The organism is Bacillus sp. N447-1 (genome assembly GCF_022701035.1).
GTDB lineage: Bacteria > Bacillota > Bacilli > Bacillales > Bacillaceae_G > Bacillus_A > Bacillus_A cereus.
The window spans coordinates 3735100-3756879 of record NZ_CP065509.1 but is presented as its reverse complement, the minus strand read 5'-3'; the positions used below and the strand labels follow the sequence as shown (position 1 = coordinate 3756879).

Sequence of the window (21780 nt, the reverse complement as noted above, 5' to 3'; positions counted from 1 at the left end):
ATACACACAGCTTTGTAACAAGTTTCACATACTTTAAACGTATTTTCACTATAAACTGATTGTAGATAATGTAAAAAAGGAGTGAATATTTATTATGTCCGACGTTCTGTTACTGAGTCGTTTTCAATTTGCAATTACTATTTTTTATCACTTTTTATTTGTACCTTTGACAATCGGACTTGTTATTTTGGTGGCATGTATGGAAACTCAATACGCCCGCACATTGAATCCAACATACCGCAAAATGGCAAATTTCTGGGGTAAATTATTTACAATTAACTTCGTAATGGGGATTATAACCGGGATTACAATGGAATTCCAATTTGGAACAAACTGGTCTGAGTACTCCAAATATATGGGAGACATTTTCGGATCACCTCTCGCAATCGAAGCACTTGTTGCCTTCTTCTTAGAATCTACTTTCATGGGAATATGGTTATTCGGTAAAGACAAAATTTCACCAAAGTTCCGTGCCTTCTGCATGTGGATGGTTGCACTTGGAACAAATATTTCCGCCCTTTGGATTATTACAGCAAACGGCTTTATGCAAAACCCTGTTGGCTACGTAGTACGTAACGGCCGCGCTGAATTAAATGATTTCTGGGCACTCGTTACGAATCCATACGCTTGGAATATGTTCTTCCATACTGTAGTTGGTTGTTATATTGTTGGTGCTTTCTTCGTTATGGCAATTAGTGCCTATCACTTATTACGTAAAAATGAAGTTGAATTCTTCAAAAAATCATTTAAGTTCGGCTTAATGTTAGGCTTATTCGCCGCAACAATTACACCGTTTATGGGACATCAATCTGGTGTATCAGCGGCTAAATATCAACCCGCAAAAGGAGCTGCGATGGAAGCAGTTTGGGAAACCGGAAAAGGACAAGGCTTCTCAATAGTTCAAATTCCTGATGTGAAAAACGAGAAGAATTTTGAATTCCTTACGATTCCAAAACTCGGAAGCTTCTTCTATACAAACTCATTTGATGGCGAAATTGTTGGTTTAAAGGATATTCCGAAAGATGAACGTCCAAATGTTAACCTCGTGTATTATAGCTTCCGCTTAATGGTTGCACTCGGTATGTTCTTTATGGCATTAACTTGGTATGGCTTCTATTTAAACCGAAAAGGAAAACTAGAAAACTCAAAACGTTATTTAAAAATTACAATATGGTCTGTCTTACTTCCTTATATTGCGATTAACGCAGGATGGATTGTCGCTGAAGTAGGTCGCCAACCATGGACAGTATATAAACTAATGCGTACAGCAGAATCTGTATCGCCTATATCTGTCCCGCAAATTTGGTTCTCATTAATTAGTTTAATTTTATTCTACACTTTACTTTTAATCGCAGATGTATACTTAATGCTGAAGTTCGCGAAAAAAGGACCTGCCGCATTAGAAGAACCTGCTACTGAGGGAGGTGTGGCTCATGTCTCATGATATGCTTGCAATCATCTGGTTCGGTTTATGGGGCGTGATTTGGACAGTTTACTTCATTCTTGACGGGTATGCACTTGGTAACGGAATGATTTTTCCTTTCGTTACGAAAGATCGACAAGAACGAAATCAATTACAAGAAGCAATTGGCCCGTTCTGGGGCGGTAATGAAGTATGGTTAATTACAGCTGGTGGCGCAACATTTGCTGCCTTCCCAGTCACATATGCTAATATGTTTAGTTATTTATATACACCGTTATTCTTAGTATTACTTGCACTATTTGCTCGTGCCGCTGGACTGGAATTCATGCATAAAGATGATTCACCAATTTGGCAAAAAACTTGTAAATGGGCATTTGCAATTGGCAGTTTCTTAATCGCCTTTTTATTCGGTGTTACATTTGCTAACTTGTATTACGGACTACAAATCGGAAAAAATGGCTATGAAGGAAATTTACTTAGCTTACTAAACCATTACGGTATATTAGGTGGTCTTTTCTTCACTGCTATATTTGTCGTATCCGGTGCCCTTTGGGTCATGATTAAAACGACTGGTGAAGTATCCGACCGTGCTTATAAAATCGCAAGACCGTTTTCAATGGCAGCTGCTATCATTTTAGCTATTTTCTATGTAGCGACTGCTAATCGAACAAACTTATTCCAAAACTTTACGGAATATCCGGTACTATTCATTCTTCCAGTACTTGCAATGCTAATGAGTGTACTCGCACTAATTATGGTGTACAAACATAAAATTGGCCTTGCATTCACATTCGTTTGCCTAACAATCGCAATGTTTATGACAACTGGCTTTGCAGGTATGTTCCCAAGAATGTTACCATCTCGTATTAACGATGCATACAGTACAACGTTATACAACGCAGCTGGTAGTCAATTAAACTTAAAAATTATGTTCTTCGTTGCAATGGTCATGGTACCAATCGTTATTGGATATCAGCTTTGGAGCTACAGTATATTTAAAAATAAAATTCATAAAGACTCTGCTAAAGGGTATCACTAAGGTAAAAAAAGACACTTCATTTGAAGTGTCTTTTTTATACGTATGATTTTCGATAAGATGTTATATTTCTAATCTAACAACTATACTACAGAAGAATCATTAACAGCTCACAGCTAGATTGTATCATAGGGCAACTTCATCATTTTATGCAATTTTACATACTGTACTATAAAGTAAACTGTATCCCCTGATCATTCGCATCATTATCCCATACATCAGCTGTACTAATCCCGCTAAACGTTTGTACTTTCATTCCTGTATTTGATGATCCCGATCCATTATAAGCCTTCGTCTTTTCAATCGGCTGTACGTTATATTTGTCACCTACATTAATTGTTCCATTGCAGTTTTCAATAATAACACCTTCCACAACTGCCGGCATTTTGTCACCCACTTTCATTTCTTTACTTTTATTTTATGAAAATCGCCTAGAAAAATAGCATGTTTCAATAAGAAAAAGCACTCAATTTGAGTGCTTTTTCTTTAAGCATAAAGACAAGTTTGGAGACAGTTGACTTCTTCAAAATTTTATTAGGGGTAATATTTTGAAAAAGAAAGCCTTTCATATGTAGGTTAACACCACTGGAATATATAGTAAATTGATAATATTTATACGGAAGATTGCTAATGTTTAGTATAGATAGTTTACACTATGCTAACAGTGTAAACTATCTATACTAATAAAAAAAGGTGCCTTCAAAAAGACACCTTTCAAAAACAGACACTATAAAACAGAATTATTTATTGTTATACGATTGTTAGATACAAAAAGTAGAGGGAAATGTTTGTATGAAATTCTGCTTTATAAAGTCTGTCTACAACTTATATTGTAATCCTCTTCATTTGAAAAAAATATAATATGCACAATTGCATACAAAGAAAAAGCACTCTACTGAGTGCCTTTTCAACCATTTTACTTTTAATATATCGCTTTGAATATATTGTAACATACGTATCTATATATTTTATTGAGAAAATTCAAAATCCTTTTCTTTCATTTTCACTTATAAAATCATGTAATATAAAAGGTATGTCAAATTCTTATACAAGTTGAGGTGTACTATATTTATGATGTATTTCGGAATTATTCCTCTTATATTGTTTATTATTTTTCTTATCTCCTATTTAAAAGATCCACGAAAAATAATAAATGGGTTTTTATTTAATACTTTTATCTGTTTTTTCCTTATTTTTTGCGTGATTGTATCTTGGAACTCAGATAGTGTTGTCCTGCGCTACATTATATTTTTACCTTTTTTAGCACTCCTCTTTATGCTTACTTTCGGTACTATCGCTTTAATGTTTGGACTATTTCTGAATGCTAGAATTTTAATGAAGCGAGAAGGAAGACGCTTCACAAACTCTTTAACTTTAATTGCTGCTTTAGGGATGTTATTCTGTATGTTACTCCCTATCATAAATCCAGCAAGTTTGGTCTCATCACATTTCCAGCCTATTTTTGCTGGTATTTCTCTTATAAGCGTATATTTCTTTATACACTTATCTAACTTCTTAAGCGCTTATTTTCTATATCAATTCAACAGACCAAGGCGTAATCAAGATTTCATCATCGTTCTCGGTAGCGGCTTAATTAATGATAAAGTACCACCTTTACTGGCAAGTCGTATTAGTAAAGCAATCGACTTTTACTGGAAACAAGCCGCTGTGAATACGCCACCAACAATTATTTTCTCTGGTGGACAAGGTCCAGATGAAGGCCTTCCTGAAGCAGAAGCGATGCAAAAGTACGCTGTTGAAAAAGGAATTCCGCTTGAACATACAGTGCAAGAAAATCGCTCTGTAAACACATATCAAAATATGTTGTTCTCTAAAGAAATTATGGATTCTTTAAAACCAGACGGTAAGTATAAAAGTATTTTTACAACGAATAATTTCCACCTTTTCCGCGCTGGTATATATGCAAGACAAGCTGGTCTTAATAGCCAAGGAATTGGATCAAAGACAGCCTTTTATTATTGGCCTAATGCAATGATTCGTGAATATGTTGCGATTGTCGTAATGGGACGCAAGCGCCATATGAAAATATGTGGAACTATTTTAGGTTTCGCTTTATTCGTATCAGTACTTAGTTTTATATTTTCTTAATAGCATCCCATCCTTTGAAAGGATGGGATTTCTTATACTGATTTCAAAAATATTTTAAAGATAATATGGTGATAATATTCCCTGCATACATCCATTAAAGGAGAATTTTTTCAAATTAAATGTTAAAATAAAATTTAGGTGTGAATTACGTAACAAATAAGAAACTAGTTTGAAACGAGGAAATTACATGGAGAAAATTATCAAAAACAAGCCCAATAAGCTAAGAATTGCTTCAAAAGCTTTGATGATTATTATTGGGGCATTTATCACAGCGTACGGATTAGAAGCAGTATTAATTCCAAATAACGTATCAGACGGTGGTGTAACTGGTTTAAGTATCGTTAGTTCAAGATTATTTGGATTGCCATTAGGAGCTCTAATCGCAGTTATTAACATTCCTTTCGTTTGGTTAGGGTATAAGCAAATCGGTAAAAGCTTTGCGATTTATTCTATTATCGGAATTGCTTCATTAGCAGTAGGTACCGTTGTCATGCACGGAATACCAGCTATTATTGAAGGCGATACATTATTAGTTACAGTTGTTGGTGGTATTATCATCGGTTTTGGTATGGGACTAGCATTACGTAACGGTGGGGCATTAGATGGAATCGATATGCTTGCTGTATTGCTTTCTCGTAAGTTACCATTTGGAACGAGTGACCTTATTTTATTCTTAAACATGTTCGTATTTATTTTCGTATCAACGGTATTCGGCCTGCAAGGAGCTATCCTTTCGGCAATTGCTTACTTTATCGCTTCGAAAGTGATTCATATCGTTGAAGTTGGTTTAAGTGGTTCAAAAGCATTTAAAATTATTACAAAAGAGCCTGAATTAATGGTAGAAACAATTCGCGATCGTTTAGGCCGAAGTGCAACATATAACGAAGTATACGGTGGTTATTCAAGAGAGAAGTTTAAAGAAATTTCATGTGTAATTAACCGTTTAGAAGAAAGTAAAATGAAAGAACTTATTAATGAAATCGATCCACACGCCTTTATTACAGTTTATGACGTAGCAGAAGTAAAAGGCGGTAACTTTAAGAAACGTGATATTCATTAATCGTTATGAAAAAGAGGGTGTGCCAAAATTTTGGCACACCCTCTTTTTATTATTAAGTTGCTATCGTTGTCAGTTTTTGTCGGTAAGTCGATATATTTCAATAATCGCTGATATATTTTTACTTCCTCCCTTATGCCTAAATCGTACCACATGAGAGGAATTAATTCCCATAACAAAAAAAGACCAAAAAGCAAATTCCACTTTTCGGTCTCTACACTATCTTCTCTTCGTAATTTTTCCTGAACCACCGACCCTCGTTTTCGGAGGAGATGTATTCCTTGGCGGCGTTTTAATAGATGATTTTGGCTTCACATCTGATCCGCTTGAACCGCCTGGTGTTTTTGTAATTTTACCCTTGCTTCCAGTAGAAGGTGGGGGCGTCGTATTACTTCCTTTTTCAGTAATACTTCCCTTATCACCTACTGATGGTTTCGAATCTACATTATCGCCTCGCTTAATGATAGACCCTTTCCCTTCCTTCGTAATTGGAGGTGGGGTTTTCTTTTCTTCTTTTGTAGGTGGTCTCTCTGGAATAACTGGTTTATGATTTTGTCTATCGTTATATCCTCGATAATCACCGTATGATGATTTTCGTGAGCCGAATATATCGTTTAATATGCTACCCATAATATATCCTTGCAAGAAGGACGGTTGGTAATTTTGACGGACAAATTCTTTATTACTTATTTCAATTAACGTATCAGATGGTTTCTCTTTATCCTTTTGCAGGTTATAAATCTTATCAGAATAAACGAGGAACATTTGATTTTCGTCTTCTTTAGACGCTTGCTGCGGTTCTCTTTCATTAATGAGTTCCTTTGCGACTTCAGGAACTGACCGATTGGCGGCCCTATACACGTAAGATTCTTGTTTACCTTCCTTGGCAACAGATTCAAGTGGATAACGGTCTTGAATCGACTTTGTCTGCCCGCCTTGACAACCTGATAAGGCATAACCAGCAACAACAAGTAATATAACGATAGCAAGTATAGGGATCACAAACGATTTAATCATGGTAAACAATCGGTTTGACATGATTACGCCCCCTTACGTTGCTCTTATAATTTGTACATCAGCAGGAATGATTGCTTCTCCCTCATACATCATTGTGCGACCATTTTGCCATTCAATACGCAATAATTTTCGATTATCTGATTGGAATTCCCATATATACTGTTCTTCTGAAGCTGAGAATGGAGTTTTTCCCATCACAACAACACGTCCGTTATATTGTTCTTCCATATGATACTCGGTATCATCCATTTCAATTGTCGTCGGAATTTCATCAATTGAATCTAAGCGACCATCAATTGGAGTATATAATTTGTAATACGTATTTTCTCGGTCTTCAATTTTTAAATAACGAATATCTTTTCCATCTTGCAATGTCAAAACAATTTCCTTACGCGAATGCATACTCGTTTTCCCAATTAATTCATACATAACTAATGAAACTTCAATCATATCGCCAGGAGCTAACGTTAAAAGACTCTTTTCCGGCTTCGGTGGCTCTGGGCTTTTCATTATATTTTTAATTCGTTTAAATAAACTCATGATCTACCCCTCCTTTTCTCTTTATAAACAAGCACCTAAAATTAGTGCACCAACAATATGTAATGATCCGGCTAACATCGCATGTGCAACGCTACCTTCTTTCGTACCTTCTTCTAAATCAAGACCAGACATTTTCTTTAATACGAATTCGATAAACATTTCTACCACTAATAAAATAACGAAAGAAACTGCTGATGCAAGAAGTGCTTGCCATAAATCATTTGCTTTCGTTATCGATTGAGATAAAATGTACCCTTGTGCAAATAATTTCATAATAAAACGAGTTGTTACAGCTGTATTTCCATTTTTGATTTCTTTTAAATCATTGTATTTTGTAAAAATTGAATCAACCCACATAATTGCAAATAAAAGTACTGCACTCGCTCCAGTCCATACAAGCATGGCAACTACATTCATCCATGTCATTGCAAAACCTCCTCTAAAATATAATAGAAAACCGACATGAATATATTTAGACATGTCGGTTCATTTGTCTTTATTCTATATTATTTCTCATACTGCTTCATAATACGAGCTAATTCATCGTCAACAGCAGAATTTTTGTTTAAGCTTGCGAATTCATCATCTAATGATTTTTCTTTCTTATAAACTTCACCGCTTGCTTCCGCTTCAGCCTCTAATTGAAGGGCTTTCTCTTCCATACGGCTTAAACCAGCTTTTGCTGAATTTGAATCAAATCCAGACATCGCCTGATTAATATTTTTCTGTGCTTTCGCAGCATTTACACGTGCTACAAGTGTTTCACGTTTATTTTTCAGCTCATTTAATTGCTTACGCATTTCTTCTAGCTTTAGGCGCAGGTTATCAGCAGCAGCTTTATTTTGCTCGTAGCTTGCTTTATACTCATTCATTTTTTGCTCTGCATTTTGTTTTTCTTCTAATGCACGACGCGCAAGATCTAAGTTATTAGCTTGAACAGCCGTATGAGCCTGCTCTTCACGTTTTTTCACAAGTGCTTCTTGCTCTTCAAATAATATTTTGAATTTCTTCTCAAGTGCGATTTGAGCTGCTACACTTTTCTCAGCCTCTTGTACATCGGCTTGCATATCGCGTAAATATTGATCAGTCATCTTAACTGGATCTTCCGCTTTTTCAATTAACGAATACACATTTGACATTGTTAAATCTCTTAATCGTTTAAATACAGACATCTAAATTCCTCCTATGATATACCTCATATTTCAAATTCACTACTTGGAAAACTGAAAAATCTCCCTTTACAGTAAAGAATATTCATTTTACAGCCTATGTGTTTATTATAACAAAACTAATATGTCCTTACATGTTATTTCCAAAATACATCCATTATAATATGACATTCTATATACAATATTGTATTTCTAATATATTCTCATTATCCCTCTTTGAAATTAACTTACTTTTGTGCAATTTCACTAAATTACATAAGTGTAATGTTACTGTAAGCTAACTCGATAGTTGCATTCCGATATTTCTTATACACTAATACCAGAAGCAACAAACAAGCTTCTTCACATGTAAGCACTAATACAAAAATTGTATTTACTATAAAACATATAAAAGGAGAAATCATCATGAAAAAATTAGTAGGAATCGGATTAGCAGCAGCAATTTCACTTGGAGCATTATCAGGTTGTTCTTTATTAGGAGAGAAAGCGAACGGCTTTGTACTGTACGGATCAGAAGAACAAGTTCAGCAAATTACAGATAAAAACAAAAAAGAAGTGAAAGAAAAAGACTTCTATAAAATGAAAATGACAACATTAGATGGTAAAAAAGTTCTTGTAATGGATAAGAAAACTGGTGAAGAACTAGTGAAAAAAGAGTTACTTAGCAAAGTTGATGAAAAAGACAACACGAAACCACTTGATAAATTACCAGCTGTAACAACAGAACAAGGTGTATTATTTGCAAAAGAAAAAGTAGAAAATGCTGCACTTGATGGGGCAAAATTAAAATATGAAGGCAACACAATTATCGGAAGTGGTCGTGCATATACAGATATGTATGCGATTGTCGATGACGCAACTTACAGCAATGTAAAAGGTGATGAAAAATCTGTAGGTGTATTAAAATTTGATAAAGACCCAAGTAAAGAATTCCCTGGTTACAAAGGCGTAGAAGCTTCTCAACTTGTAAAAATTAAAAAGTAAAACAAAAAAGCTTTGCGAAATTCGCAAAGCTTTTTTCTATTTATTATGAGCAATTTGCTCCATATCCGGGCTACAAGTTTGCGACTGACATGACTTATTTAAAGAACATGCCGCGCATTTTCCTTTTTTACTTCTCTTTACAAAATTAACTAACGTATATGCTGCATAACCAAAAATGATAGCTCCAATTATAATATTGACCATCATCACAATACATCTCCTTCTAGAATCCGAGTAAGGATCCAACTTGGTATATAATGAGCGTTAATACATAAGCAACTACGAGTGGATAAACGACTGAGAAAATCGTCCACTTCGCTGATCCTGTTTCACGTTTAATAACAGCTACCGTCGCTAAACACGGAACATATAATAAAATAAAGAACATAAATGCATAAGCTGATAATGCTGTATAATGTGCTCCCATTACATTTCCAAGCACATCTTCTTTAACTGCATAAATAATTGCCATTGTAGAAACGACAACTTCCTTCGCTAAAAATCCTGTTAAAAGGGATGCTGCAGCTTGCCACGTTCCGAAGCCGAGCGGTGCAAATAGTGGTGCGATAAATCCACCAATCATCGCTAAGTAACTGTCTCCCATATCAACGCCAAATCCTGATGGACCTGCATAGTTTAATAACCAAATGACAACCGAACCACCAAAGATGAATGTACCAGCTTTACGAACAAATCCTTTTCCTTTCTCCCACGTGCTTAGCCATAATGTTTTTGCTTGTGGCACACGGTAAGGCGGTAATTCAATTACGAAAATAGACTTTTCCGCTTTCAAAATTGTAAGAGACATAATTTTTGTAACTAATAACGCAAGAACAATCCCTGCAACATATAAAGAAAATACAACAGTCGCCTGACTATGCGGGAAAAATACGCCCGCAAATAATGCATATACAGGTAATCGTGCTGAACAAGACATAAATGGTGTTACTAAAATGGTAAGTAAACGTTCTTTTTCCTGTTCAATCGTTCTCGCAGCCATGATACCTGGAACGTTACATCCAAAACCGATAATCATCGGAATAAAAGCTTTTCCGTTTAAGCCGAAAAACTCCATAATTCTATCCATAACAACTGCAATTCGCGCCATATACCCTGAGTCTTCTAATAATGAAATAAAAAAGAATAGTGCAAAGATTTGTGGTACGAATACTAATACAGCACCAACACCGGCAATAATACCTTCTGTAACTAGTGCTTGAATAAAATCAGAAGCTCCAATACTTGTAAGTCCAGCCGTCACCCAATCCGTAAGCTGGCCACCAAAAAACTCATCTAACATATCCGATAAAGGTGTACCAATCCACGTAAACGTAACCTGAAAAATAAAAAACATAACTGCTAAAAAGATTGGAAGTCCTAAAATTTTATGTGTAATTAATCTATCAATTTTTTCTGAAAAAGGAATTTTTCCTTCTTTCTCATGCTTCATAACATTTGTTTTTAACTTTTCAATATACGCTTCACGAGTTTTGTAAATGTGCTCTTCTAACGTACAATCAAGTCTTCCTTCTAAGCGAGATCGAATGGCTATGAGTTCCTTATAAATTGGTAATGCTTTCATTTCTTTTTCTACTACTTCGTTATTGCTTAAAAATTGAAGTGCTAACCATCTCGGATGCTCGTAATTCGCTGTCTCTAAAAGAGCAATTACTTCTCCAATTCCTTCATCCATTTGTACACCATATGAAATAAGGAATGGCTTTTTCTCTTTTTTGTCATTTTCTTTAAGAGTCGTAAGCAGTTCTTCACAGCCTTTTCCACTTCTTGCAACAACAGGAACGACTGTTACACCTAATAGCTCTGATAATCGTTTTACATCAATGACAATTCCTCTTTGCTTCGCCACATCAACCATGTTTAAACCAATTGAGACTGGCTTACCAAATTCAAGTAACTGCAACGTTAAATGCATATTTCTTTCAAACTGCGAGGAATCTACGATATTTAACATATGATTAAATTCTTCTGTTAATAGAAAGTTTGTTACAACACCTTCATCACGTGAAACTGGATTTAAATCATAAACACCTGGTAAATCAATTAATGTTCCTTGTCTATCTTTTAATTTACCAACCTTTTTTTCTACTGTTACACCGCTCCAGTTTCCTACGTATTCATAAGAACCAGTAAGTGCATTAAATAATGATGTCTTCCCTGTATTCGGATTCCCTAGCAAAGCTACCTTATTCACGCTAATTCCACCTTTATCATTTTCGCGTCACAATGACGAATACTAATTAACTGTCCACGACACTCCAATGTACAAGGACCTTTGAACATCGCTTTCTGTTTCAGGCGAAGTTCGCTTCCTTCAGCAAGACCGAAAGCAGCTAGTCTACGCTTTAATAGCTGATCTAAAGACTGAATACTTTTTACTAACACTTTCTCTCCAATTTTAATATCTACTAAGCTCATAACCTTCCCCCTCAGAAGAGAATGATAATTATTTTCAAAAAAATTATACCACACCCAATTTCTCTTGTACTATACCCTTTTGCTTCATATTTATTAACATTTCGCTACAATTCTATTTCAATTATTGTCATACTGTATTCGTTTGCCATTCTCATCCATTTCGCTTACAATAAACAATAACAAATAAAGAATTTCGTTATCACTGGGGGAGCCATGCCGCTGAGAGGGAACACTTCGTTCCGACCCTTCGAACCTGTTAGTTAATGCTAACGCAGGGATTGTGCAAACGTCCGAAATACATACCTCATTTTTATTTACGTATTTCGTATCCTCCTATGATATCTATTCTTTTTTGTACAACTTGGATTTAGGGGGAGACAACATGCGTAACACCAATTTACAAGCGATGATCGAATCTGCTATTCTTGCAGCCTTCGCCATGATTATCGATATTTTACCATTATCACTTAAACTTCCAACAGGCGGTTCTATCTCATTCGCTATGATTCCTATTTTTATTATTGCTTACCGCTGGGGCTTTAAATCAGCTTTCTTAGGCGGTTTAGTTTGGGGACTATTACAAATTGTCGTGGGAGATGCTTATATTTTAACACCTGTTCAAGCATTCATTGAGTACTTCATTGCCTTTGCTTTTATCGGATTTGCTGGCTTATTCTATCGTCCAATTCAAAAAGCACTTTTAACATCCAATGAAAATAGCTTAGAACAATCAAATTTAGGTAACCGTAAAGACAAACATTCATCAAAACAAAATCAGGGTAAGAAAGTCCTTGCTTATATTATCCTTGCTACATTTATCGGTAGCTTTGCTCGCTATTTCTGCCACTTTATTGCCGGCATTATTTTCTGGGGACAATATGCGCCGAAAGGTCAATCAGCTGTGTTATATTCATTAATCGTAAATGGAAGTACAATGCTTGGTTCTTTTATTTTATGTACCGTTTTACTTATATTTTTATTTATCACTTCACCACGATTATTCAAAAGCATCAGTGCTTATCAAATGAATACACAAAAAAAGGGCGCTTAATGAGCGCTCTTTTTTCATATCGTAATATCAATTAAAAATACAATAAATGCGCAAAAGAAAATAAATACCATTATACTTAGCCAATTGCTATGCACGGTTCATCGACTCCTTACATAACCTCATATTCTAAACAAATTATACTGATTAAAAATAAAGATTAGGTAAAGATAATATGAAAATAAATTAAAAAAGCATAGATCATATTGTCTACGCTTTTTTCGGTAAATAGAAATAAAATAATACACCATCTTCTGTATTTTCTGCCCCATATTCAGCATCATGTAGTTCTAAAATATTCTTTGAAATAGCAAGCCCAAGCCCCGTCCCACCTTGTGAACGCTGACGAGCTGTATCCACGCGATAAAAACGATCCCAAATTTTATCTAATTGCTCTTCTTCAATATGAGTACCTTTATTTTCAATGCACACTTTTATACGATTCTTCTCATCTATTGTAGAAATAATAATATCCTCTTTATTTGGTGTATATCGTATAGCATTCGTAATGAAGTTCACGATGACTTGTTCAATCCGGCCTTGATTTGCAATCACTTCAAATGAACTTATATTTTTATGAATATGAAGTTCTTTTTTCTCTATTTCCACAGATAGATGTTCACATATACCTTCAATTACTGTATCAATATAAAACGAATCTTTTTTCATTTTATATGTACCAGATTCAAATTTAGCTAACTCAAGCATATCCAAAATTAACGTATCCATTTTGTCTACTTCTCTCTCCATTGCCTGAAAATAATACTCTTTTTTATGTTCAGCTACCCCATCTTTTAAAATAGAAATACAGCTTTTCATAATACTTAGCGGTGTTTTTAATTCATGTGAAACACCAGAAATGAATTCTTTTCGCGTCTTTTCTAACTTTCTTTCCTTTTCAATATCTTCTTCTAACTGTCCAATATGCGAATGGAGTTTATTTGATAGCACATTAATATTTTTCGATAAATCTCCAATTTCATCTTTCGAAGTAATCGGTATTTTTTCTGTGAAGTCTAAATGCGCTATTTTCTTTGTTGTATCATTTATTTTCAATAATGGCTTTGCAATTTGTTTTGAGTAATAGAACGAAGCTAAAAAAATAAGAACGACTACAAATGCAATGATATAGATATAATAATCTTGCACCATTTGTACAGCTTCATCTACCGGCTGTAAAGAAGCCATCGCATAAATATATGTTACCGATCCGTCTTTTTCTTTTATTGGTTTCATTAATAATTTATATTTTATATCATTCTTTTCGTAGTCCATTGTCTTTGTTGAATACTCTATTTGATTACTCTCTTTTAGTAACACATCCGTTTGAAATTCTTTTATACTATCCAAAAATAAAGTGTTTTTATAAATTGGATTTACGGGGCCTTTTACATCTGGAAACTGTACTTTCGTAACACGCCCTCCTATGTAAACATCTGGTTCTTGAGCAGCTTGCTCCCGAACAGCCGGCTTCTTTTCCTTACCAAGTTGTTCCACAGCTGCTTTCTTTTTCTCCTCATTTAATTTACTCATTTTCTCATTAAATGCTTTTTCTAACGGTTTATTAGATCCGCTTAAATTCTGCTTAGATAAAGAAAAAGAGAATGGAATAAAACTATCTTCTTTTCTCACTCCAGAAAAATAAATTTCTTGCCCTAAAAAATGCTCCGATAATTTATTATCAATCTCCTCTATATTGACGAGATTGCCTAAAGGAATTTTAAATATTTGTTGTCCAAAGCTCTTTTGTTGCCTACGATCTATCGTTACCTCAAAATAAAAATCATCTGCATGTTTTAAATTCCCGTTCTTATCTAATGTCGTAATCCACGTATTATTTTCTCTTAAAAAGTCTTGCTCTAGTTTCTGAATTTCTTCTGCATTTCCTGCATGATTTAAATAGTTCTTCTCAAAGGAATTTAAATTCACTTTAATATCTTCCACTTTTCGATTCGCATAATATTGTTTAAAAAATATCGTTTGTCCAATAAATATCGTCGCTAAAATTAACATGCATAATGCTGTTGTAAGAGTAAATAATTTTAGAACAATCCCTTTTCTCATATATTCCCCTCAAATTTATAACCAGTTCGTACTACAGTTGTAATATACTTTTCTTTCTCTCCTAATTTATTTCTTAAATTACGAATATGGCTATTCACCGTTCGATCATCGCCAGCAAATTCATATCCCCAAATTCTTGAAATGAGTTGCTCTCGCGTTAAAACAATTCCTTGATTTTTCATGAAATACGCTAATATTTCAAATTCTGTATGCGTTAAATTAATATCGGTTCTATCTACCGTAACAGTGCGAGACGGAAAATGAACGTGAATACCGTGGATTGATAATGTATCATCTTCATTCTCTAAAAGTTGCTTTGTCACTTTTCTGCTTTCTAATAACCTTTTCGCTCTTGCTAATAAAATTGGCGGACTATACGGCTTCGTCACATAGTCATCTGCCCCAAGTTCAAAACCAAGTAACGTATCGTCTTCATCTACGCGCGCCGTCAGCATAATAATAGGCACCTCGGACGTCTTTCGAATTCTTCGGCAAACAGACCATCCATCGAGTTCTGGCAACATAATATCTAAAATAACTAAATCAACCTCTTCTTCTTCAAATACAACTAAAGCCTCTTTCCCGTCCCTCGCTTCAAACACTACATATTGCTCACTTAAAAAATAATCTTTTAATATTTCACGTAATATGTCTTCATCTTCAACAATTAAAATATTTTTTGACATAATTTATATATCCCCCTCCCGCTTTCAGAAACTATAATTTCACTTTGAATAACTGCCAGTTAACTTCGCCTCGATAATATATCTATCTGGTGCATTCCCTATATAATTAAATGGGTAACAAGTTGTCAGTGTTAATATCGGTTCTTCTTTTTTTATAATAACAGTACGATCATCCGCATGAGTAATCCATGTCTTTTGAATTTCATATGTGTACGTTTTATTATCATACTCTAAAACAAGGGTATCCTTTTCTTTCAACTCTCCTAAATCTGTAAATACAGTATCTCGATGTCCACTTAGTACAGTATGTCCCCCTCCAGATGGAGTTGTCGTTAAATCACTAACGAACATACCCACTCCTTTTTTCAAAGTCGTATCATCCGCTCCCCAATATATAGAAAACTTCTTCTTTATTTTTGGTATGTTTAACATCGCTACCTTTTCTCCTTCTTTATGTTCTGTTTGAGAAGAAGGCACTTGAGAAGTTACAGGTGTTTCACGAGAAAGTTGAGTATCTTGTATATTTTTAAGACTCTTTATTTCTTCTGCAGTTAATTGCCCGGCAGAGCTTCTTCCTTTATACCATTCCACAGCATAATAGGATCCCATGAATAGCCCTATAGCCATCAATATGATACCGATATAATTGAGTAACTTCATTCTTCATTCCTCCATGCCAAAAATGGTAGGAGTAACCTACCATTTTTAATATATGAAATTATCCCATTCTTTATAGGAAAATATTTTATTTACGCTTTAATCTTATTGCGACGATTCAAACCAAATAATGTACCTACCGCTACAAGACATGCACTTAATCCCATCATTGCTACATTATTTGATGCTGTATTTGGTAATTTTTCACCTTGTACAACTGGCTTTGCTACTTCTTTTTTAGCTACTTCATTCTTTTGCTCGGCTTTTATCGCTGCTTCTTTTTTTGCCATATCGTTTTTTAACTGTTCTTGCGCTATTCTCTTTTTCTCTTCTTCACTTTTTTTCTCAACTTTTATTGCTTCCTCTTTTTTAGCCATATCACTTTTTTCTTGTACTTGCGCTGCTTGCTTTTTCTCCTCATCACTCTTTTGCTGTTCCTTAATTGCTTCTTCTTTTTTAGCTTTATCTTGTTGCACTTGTGCTTCTTCCTTTGTTACTGTTCCAGTATCTGCACTCGCTACTGAAGAATATCCTACTGTTAAAAGTGCCATTGCACAAATTGGTAATAGTTTCTTTTTCATTTTATTTCTCTCCTTTTATACGTTTTACATCACTTCGCATCGGATGTATCACTAGAATAAACAAGAGATATAAATATAAGATGCAGATGAAATATATTTCATTTAAAGATTTCATTATAGAAAAAGAAAAAAACATCGCAATATGTACGATGTTTTTTTCGGGTGTGTGTCTCAATTATTTACATGTTACTTTCGCGTGATTTGGAAGTAGAACGGGTTGGAGCGATAACTAATTGTCTCGGCTCAGTTTTCTTGAAGTGATTTTTGACGTTACACTTACGACGTTGAACAACCCACGCTTTAATAGGGTTTGTTAAAATAATCTTTTGCTCTTCGTTAGGGGCCTCTTCTTCAAACCTACAACTCTCGCTCCATTTATTCCATTTCATTGTAAATTTAGAAGAAGAATGATCATCTTCACGATCAAACAAGTGCAAAAAATCCATTTTTCCATCTAGCATTACGGTGTTACTAGTCGCTAAAAAAGAAAAGGTCGTCCAGCGTTTCTCCATGCCCTCCTACTCCTTTTTCACATATAGAGTGCCTAAAACTTAATTTACCTAAAATATGCTTGCCTTTTACCTTACACCCATAGTTTATCCAAAATGCTATTATGCAACTATCGATTTGCCTTACAACTACCTTACATTTTTGTAAGAAACAAAAAAACCTTCACTCTATATAATGAAGGTTTCTTACTTTTTATCTATATGATCTCTCATATCATCAAGTCCAGCTTCTTTTAGCTGCGACATCATACCGTGCGAAATTGCTCCTAACACTAAAGTCATTCCAATTAATGAAATACGAATCGCAGGTACATCAATTACGTAAGCCAACAGGCCAAGAACAATTGTTAAAAGTAATGCTTTTATAAATGTTACACTTGTGTACTGTTTCTTCTTCATCATATTCACCCTTTATGGAAGCGTTTTCTTAATATAATTAGTATATCATATCATCAGATGATTTTGTCGTTATCTTTGTAAAAAATTACTATCTCCTTTGACTTTTTCTATTCTATCCTTTACAGTCGAAATGTTCGCAAGTTTTACACTGTAGGAGGATTACAATGAATATTGAAATAAAAGACACTTTAATTTCTGAAGAACAATTACAAGCAAAAGTTAAAGAATTAGCACTTCAAATCGAACGTGACTTTGAAGGAGAAGAAATCGTAGTTATCGCAGTATTAAAAGGTTCATTCGTATTTGCTGCTGATTTAATTCGTCACATCAAAAATGATGTAACAATTGACTTTATTTCTGCATCTAGCTACGGAAATCAAACAGAAACAACAGGAAAAGTGAAACTACTAAAAGATATCGACGTAAACATTACTGGGAAAAACGTAATTGTTGTAGAAGATATTATCGATTCTGGTTTAACACTTCATTTTCTAAAAGACCACTTCTTTATGCATAAACCAAAGGCACTCAAGTTCTGTACATTACTTGATAAGCCAGAACGTCGTAAAGTAGACTTAACAGCTGAGTATGTTGGCTTCCAAATTCCAGACGAATTTATCGTTGGATACGGTATCGACTGTGCGGAAAAATATCGTAACTTACCATTTATCGCTTCAGTTGTAACGGAATAATATAATAAAATAAACTTTCATCAATTACTGGTGGAAGTTTATTTTCTATCACAATTCGTAAAAGACAAAGGGAGAGAAAAAAATGACAAAGACAAAATTTGAAAAAGTACTCCTCATCGTAAATCCGAAAGCTGGACAAGGTGACTTACATACAAATTTAACGAAAATCGTACCACCTCTTGCCGCAGCTTTTCCTGACTTACATATCCTTCATACGAAAAAGCAAGGTGATGCAACAAAATATTGCCAAGAGTTTGCTAGTAAAGTAGATTTAATTATCGTCTTTGGTGGTGACGGCACTGTATTTGAATGCACAAATGGCTTAGCACCTCTTGAAACTAGACCTACACTTGCAATCATTCCAGGCGGAACTTGCAACGACTTCTCTCGCACACTTGGCGTTCCGCAAAACATTGCAGAAGCGGCAAAACTTATTACAGAAGAACATATAAAACCAGTTGACGTTGCAAAAGCAAATGGACAACATTTCTTAAACTTCTGGGGGATTGGTCTCGTATCTGAAGTATCAAACAATATCGATGCAGATGAAAAAGCAAAGCTTGGTAAAATCGGTTACTATTTAAGCACAATTCGAACTGTAAAAAATGCTGAAACATTCCCAGTAAAAATTACTTATGACGGACAAGTATATGAAGACGAAGCTGTCCTTGTCATGGTTGGAAATGGTGAATATCTTGGTGGTATTCCATCCTTTATTCCGAACGTAAAATGTGATGACGGAACACTTGATATTTTCGTAGTCAAATCAACAGGTATTCAAGCATTTAAAGATTACATCGGAAAGAAACTATTCGAGGATTCAAATGAAAATGACATCTTCCACGTAAAAGCAAAATCCATTCATATTGAAACGAAAGAAGAAAAAGAAGTAGATACAGATGGAGAAAGTTCGCTTCATACACCTTGTCACATTGAATTATTACCAGGACACTTTACGATGATTTATAATCCTGCGGTTGTGTAAAGAAAAAAACGAGTGCTAGCACTCGTTTTTTCTCTTCTAATCTAGCTATGTCTTTGAATCATTTCTTGTATTTCTTTAACTCTCTCTAAAGTAATTCCATTTCTTTGTTCGATTGCTAAAGGATGCTCGGTTGGCTCTAATTCAACATACGGTGCCGTTCCAACTTCTCTTATATGTACATTTGTTTTTAAATTTAATGTTTCTGGATAAACTGGCATTTCTACAGATAACCACCCAAAATAAGGATCACTATTTTCTCGGCCTCTCTCATCCCACTTTTCTAATACTTCATCATAACTTTCTTTACTAAGTGATACCCAAACAGTCCATATGAAGTTTTCGTGGTAGTCAATGATAGGAATCTCTAAACAACCTCTAATAAAGTAATGCTCATCGTCCATTACGCAAAGTTCTGATGTTAAATGGAAGCGTTCCTCTCTTTCATGGGGCGCTACCTCGTAATAATAATATGGTGCTTCACTTCCGTAGCATAGAGGTAGTGCAAAACGATGCATTTGTACTTTTTCTCCGGATTTTCTTCTTCTTTTCATTTATTATTCTTTCTCCTATCCTTTTCAGTCACAATCAAACGCTACCCAATTTCTCCAATGCGTGTTAGAATCCTTCTTCACAATAATACGTGGATCTTTCTTCTCTATTGCAGCGGCTACTGATTGGAAGAATTCATTTTCACTTACTTTTTCGTCTTCAACATGTTTCCATTCTTCCGTTTCATACGCTAGTTCCCAATTACCTTCTAAACCGAACTCTTCTAAAATCTCTTCTTTACTCCACCATAATAATGTTCTAACTTCTTCATTAGTAGCAAGCATACGCATAAAGTATGTTGGATAATGCTCTGTCGTTTGTACTTCTATTCCATTATTTATATAATCCTCTTCTGTAAATTCATATTCAAAATGCTGCTCACGAATTTTTAAACTGCCGTTATAAATATTCGGCATAAATTCACCTTCATCATTAAATAACTCATAATTGCCATCATTTAATTGTAAAATGCAATCATCACCCATTGAATGAGTAATTCTATCTCCATATACTTGAATATCATTACATACACCTAATGAACCTACACCAACAAGTTGAAACACCATTAACCAATCCTTAGTATCTTTAAAGAAAAGAGAGAATTTCACTTGCGAAATATCCATATATTCATTATCAAAGGCAGGAAATTCATAGTTACTTTGCTTTTTATCTAATAGTTTTAAAATATCTTTTGCATATGTATCATCTTCACCCCGATATAAACAAAAATATTTTTTTAATTTCACTAGAGTATAACATAACCATACTTACCTGTGACATTCTAATAAAACTACTAAAAAATAGAAGAATGGCTTGTTTGCATACTCTAGTTCTTTTTATGTACAATGAAGGAAAGAAGTACCTTCATATAAGGGAGAGGACAAACTTTGTTCAACCAACAGTTAGTTAATTTACGCATTGATTTTGCATTTAAACAATTGTTTGGTACGAATGGTAGCGAAGATATTCTAATTGCATTTTTAAATGCTATGTTACAAGAGTCTTTAGAGTCGCCCATTGCTTCTCTACAACTAGAAGATCCACATTTACACAGGGAATATGAAGAGGATAAGTTATCTACTTTAGACATTTCAGCGACATTAGACACAGGAACAAAAGTTAATGTAGAAATACAACTCAATAATAATCACGATATGGTTAAACGCAGTTTATATTATTGGGGAAGGCTATACACATCTCAACTACAAAAAGGGATGCCCTACAGTGCACTTCACAAAACCATCACCATAAACTTACTAAACTTCGCAATGTTTTCGGAACACCCAGCCTTCCATACAACGAGCGTATTATGGAATACACAACAAAAAAAAATCCTGAGTGAAGACATAGAAATCCACATTATAGAAATTCCAAAGTTAACTGAACAATGGCATGAAGAAAAAGTAAATCCGTGGAAAGATCCATTTGTTCGTTGGCTTTTATTGCTTTCAGCAAATGAGGATGAGCACTTAACTAAACTATTGGAGGATATTGCTATGAACCAAGACCCTATTTTACAAAAAGCAATAAATAAATGGGAACGTATGAGTCAGGATTCTTCTTTCCGACAAGCCTATGACGCAAGGGAGAAAGTTTTAATGGATGAAGCAGCTAAATTCGCCCATGCAGAGACAGAAGGAATTAAAAGAGGAATGGAACAAGGAATTAAAAAAGGCATTGAAAAAGGTATTGAAAAAGGCATTCAACAGGGGAAAATTCAAATGATTAAAAATATGTATGATCTTGGTATACCACTTGAAACGATTGCTAAGGCAAGTAAATTAAGTTTGCATGAGATTGAACATATTTTAGGACATAAATAGTCATAAAAAAAGAGCT

Annotated in this window: 25 protein-coding genes and 1 riboswitch; of the genes, 9 read left to right on the top strand and 16 right to left on the bottom strand. The window is 34.6% G+C overall.

What is annotated here, in order from left to right; all coding sequences use genetic code 11:
* Positions 1–94: 94 nt before the first annotated feature.
* Positions 95–1444: a cytochrome ubiquinol oxidase subunit I gene (gene cydA, locus IQ781_RS19000; protein WP_001286188.1), complete on the top strand. Its 1350-nt coding sequence runs from the start codon at positions 95–97 to the stop codon at positions 1442–1444.
* Positions 1434–2462, top strand: a complete 1029-nt coding sequence (gene cydB, locus IQ781_RS18995; RefSeq protein ID WP_000017662.1) for a cytochrome d ubiquinol oxidase subunit II — start codon at positions 1434–1436, stop codon at positions 2460–2462. The genes cydA and cydB overlap by 11 nt, the downstream gene beginning before the upstream one ends.
* A 166-nt stretch (positions 2463–2628) precedes the next feature.
* Here the strand turns inward: cydB and IQ781_RS18990 are convergent, their stop codons facing one another.
* Complete coding sequence (locus IQ781_RS18990) at positions 2629–2862, bottom strand: spore germination protein (RefSeq protein WP_002001299.1); 234 nt, start codon at positions 2860–2862, stop codon at positions 2629–2631.
* A 668-nt stretch (positions 2863–3530) separates the two neighbouring features.
* Between IQ781_RS18990 and IQ781_RS18985 the strand changes: the two genes are divergently transcribed.
* Together IQ781_RS18985 and IQ781_RS18980 are read left to right on the top strand one after the other, a co-directional pair.
* Entirely contained in the window at positions 3531–4568 is a 1038-nt protein-coding gene (locus tag IQ781_RS18985) for a YdcF family protein (RefSeq protein ID WP_139846824.1), read from the top strand.
* 187 nt (positions 4569–4755) lie between these two features.
* Complete coding sequence (locus IQ781_RS18980) at positions 4756–5628, top strand: YitT family protein (RefSeq protein ID WP_000411246.1); 873 nt, start codon at positions 4756–4758, stop codon at positions 5626–5628.
* Positions 5629–5844: 216 nt separating this feature from the next.
* Here IQ781_RS18980 and IQ781_RS18975 read toward each other — a convergent pair whose 3' ends face one another.
* The 4 genes from IQ781_RS18975 to IQ781_RS18960 form a co-directional block, all read right to left on the bottom strand.
* On the bottom strand, positions 5845–6663 hold the full coding sequence (locus tag IQ781_RS18975) for a DUF4247 domain-containing protein (RefSeq protein ID WP_000071199.1): 819 nt from the start codon (positions 6661–6663) through the stop codon (positions 5845–5847).
* A 12-nt stretch (positions 6664–6675) separates the two neighbouring features.
* Positions 6676–7182 carry a DUF4178 domain-containing protein gene (locus tag IQ781_RS18970; RefSeq protein ID WP_000051745.1) on the bottom strand — a complete coding sequence of 169 codons (507 nt, stop codon included), beginning with the start codon at positions 7180–7182 and terminating at the stop codon, positions 6676–6678.
* A 21-nt stretch (positions 7183–7203) separates the two neighbouring features.
* Entirely contained in the window at positions 7204–7608 is a 405-nt protein-coding gene (locus IQ781_RS18965; RefSeq protein WP_000220087.1) for a DUF350 domain-containing protein, read from the bottom strand.
* Positions 7609–7688: 80 nt separating this feature from the next.
* The gene (locus IQ781_RS18960) at positions 7689–8354 is read right to left on the bottom strand and encodes a PspA/IM30 family protein (protein ID WP_000110290.1); all 666 of its coding nucleotides are present in this window, start codon (positions 8352–8354) and stop codon (positions 7689–7691) included.
* Positions 8355–8756: 402 nt separating this feature from the next.
* On the opposite strand from IQ781_RS18960, the gene IQ781_RS18955 reads away from it, so the two are divergent.
* Positions 8757–9335 carry a lipoprotein BA_5634 family protein gene (locus IQ781_RS18955; RefSeq protein ID WP_000737501.1) on the top strand — a complete coding sequence of 193 codons (579 nt, stop codon included), beginning with the start codon at positions 8757–8759 and terminating at the stop codon, positions 9333–9335.
* A gap of 36 nt (positions 9336–9371) precedes the next feature.
* Here IQ781_RS18955 and IQ781_RS18950 read toward each other — a convergent pair whose 3' ends face one another.
* From IQ781_RS18950 to IQ781_RS18940, 3 genes are read right to left on the bottom strand one after another with little or no spacing between them, the layout of a single operon-like run.
* Complete coding sequence (locus IQ781_RS18950; RefSeq protein WP_000989598.1) at positions 9372–9542, bottom strand: FeoB-associated Cys-rich membrane protein; 171 nt, start codon at positions 9540–9542, stop codon at positions 9372–9374.
* A 16-nt stretch (positions 9543–9558) separates the two neighbouring features.
* Entirely contained in the window at positions 9559–11547 is a 1989-nt protein-coding gene (gene feoB, locus IQ781_RS18945; protein ID WP_001044840.1) for a ferrous iron transport protein B, read from the bottom strand.
* Positions 11544–11771, bottom strand: coding sequence for a FeoA family protein (locus tag IQ781_RS18940; RefSeq protein ID WP_000060512.1), 228 nt, complete (start codon positions 11769–11771; stop codon positions 11544–11546). Before IQ781_RS18940 ends, feoB begins: the two co-directional genes overlap by 4 nt.
* A 194-nt stretch (positions 11772–11965) precedes the next feature.
* Positions 11966–12067: riboswitch (TPP riboswitch) on the top strand.
* A gap of 86 nt (positions 12068–12153) precedes the next feature.
* Here IQ781_RS18940 and thiT point away from each other — a divergent pair.
* A complete protein-coding gene (gene thiT, locus IQ781_RS18935) occupies positions 12154–12822 on the top strand; it encodes an energy-coupled thiamine transporter ThiT (protein ID WP_001246587.1) in 669 nt (222 codons plus the stop codon).
* 207 nt (positions 12823–13029) lie between these two features.
* Here thiT and IQ781_RS18930 read toward each other — a convergent pair whose 3' ends face one another.
* The 6 genes from IQ781_RS18930 to IQ781_RS18905 all read right to left on the bottom strand — a co-directional run bounded on the left by IQ781_RS18930 (position 13030) and on the right by IQ781_RS18905 (position 17718).
* Positions 13030–14883: a sensor histidine kinase gene (locus IQ781_RS18930; protein WP_001225338.1), complete on the bottom strand. Its 1854-nt coding sequence runs from the start codon at positions 14881–14883 to the stop codon at positions 13030–13032.
* On the bottom strand, positions 14880–15569 hold the full coding sequence (locus tag IQ781_RS18925; protein ID WP_242808149.1) for a response regulator transcription factor: 690 nt from the start codon (positions 15567–15569) through the stop codon (positions 14880–14882). Before IQ781_RS18925 ends, IQ781_RS18930 begins: the two co-directional genes overlap by 4 nt.
* 39 nt (positions 15570–15608) lie before the next feature.
* A complete protein-coding gene (locus IQ781_RS18920; RefSeq protein WP_000771595.1) occupies positions 15609–16229 on the bottom strand; it encodes a class D sortase in 621 nt (206 codons plus the stop codon).
* 89 nt (positions 16230–16318) lie between these two features.
* Positions 16319–16807 carry an LPXTG cell wall anchor domain-containing protein gene (locus IQ781_RS18915; protein WP_050365530.1) on the bottom strand — a complete coding sequence of 163 codons (489 nt, stop codon included), beginning with the start codon at positions 16805–16807 and terminating at the stop codon, positions 16319–16321.
* A 179-nt stretch (positions 16808–16986) separates the two neighbouring features.
* On the bottom strand, positions 16987–17319 hold the full coding sequence (locus tag IQ781_RS18910; RefSeq protein WP_000415614.1) for a hypothetical protein: 333 nt from the start codon (positions 17317–17319) through the stop codon (positions 16987–16989).
* Between the two features lie 183 nt (positions 17320–17502).
* Complete coding sequence (locus tag IQ781_RS18905) at positions 17503–17718, bottom strand: hypothetical protein (RefSeq protein ID WP_002001286.1); 216 nt, start codon at positions 17716–17718, stop codon at positions 17503–17505.
* Positions 17719–17879: 161 nt separating this feature from the next.
* Here IQ781_RS18905 and hpt point away from each other — a divergent pair, with 161 nt between their 5' ends.
* Together hpt and IQ781_RS18895 are read left to right on the top strand one after the other, a co-directional pair.
* A complete protein-coding gene (hpt, locus tag IQ781_RS18900) occupies positions 17880–18407 on the top strand; it encodes a hypoxanthine phosphoribosyltransferase (protein WP_001019295.1) in 528 nt (175 codons plus the stop codon).
* Positions 18408–18489: 82 nt separating this feature from the next.
* Positions 18490–19392 carry a diacylglycerol/lipid kinase family protein gene (locus IQ781_RS18895; RefSeq protein ID WP_000167893.1) on the top strand — a complete coding sequence of 301 codons (903 nt, stop codon included), beginning with the start codon at positions 18490–18492 and terminating at the stop codon, positions 19390–19392.
* Between the two features lie 41 nt (positions 19393–19433).
* Here the strand turns inward: IQ781_RS18895 and IQ781_RS18890 are convergent, their stop codons facing one another.
* Both IQ781_RS18890 and IQ781_RS18885 read right to left on the bottom strand, forming a co-directional pair.
* Positions 19434–19943 (bottom strand): DUF2199 domain-containing protein, encoded by a 510-nt coding sequence (locus IQ781_RS18890; RefSeq protein ID WP_000830214.1) that lies wholly within the window; start codon positions 19941–19943, stop codon positions 19434–19436.
* A 24-nt stretch (positions 19944–19967) separates the two neighbouring features.
* A complete protein-coding gene (locus tag IQ781_RS18885; protein WP_242808148.1) occupies positions 19968–20687 on the bottom strand; it encodes a DUF7003 family protein in 720 nt (239 codons plus the stop codon).
* Between the two features lie 141 nt (positions 20688–20828).
* Between IQ781_RS18885 and IQ781_RS18880 the strand changes: the two genes are divergently transcribed.
* A complete protein-coding gene (locus tag IQ781_RS18880; protein WP_139846823.1) occupies positions 20829–21764 on the top strand; it encodes an Rpn family recombination-promoting nuclease/putative transposase in 936 nt (311 codons plus the stop codon).
* Positions 21765–21780: the final 16 nt, after the last annotated feature.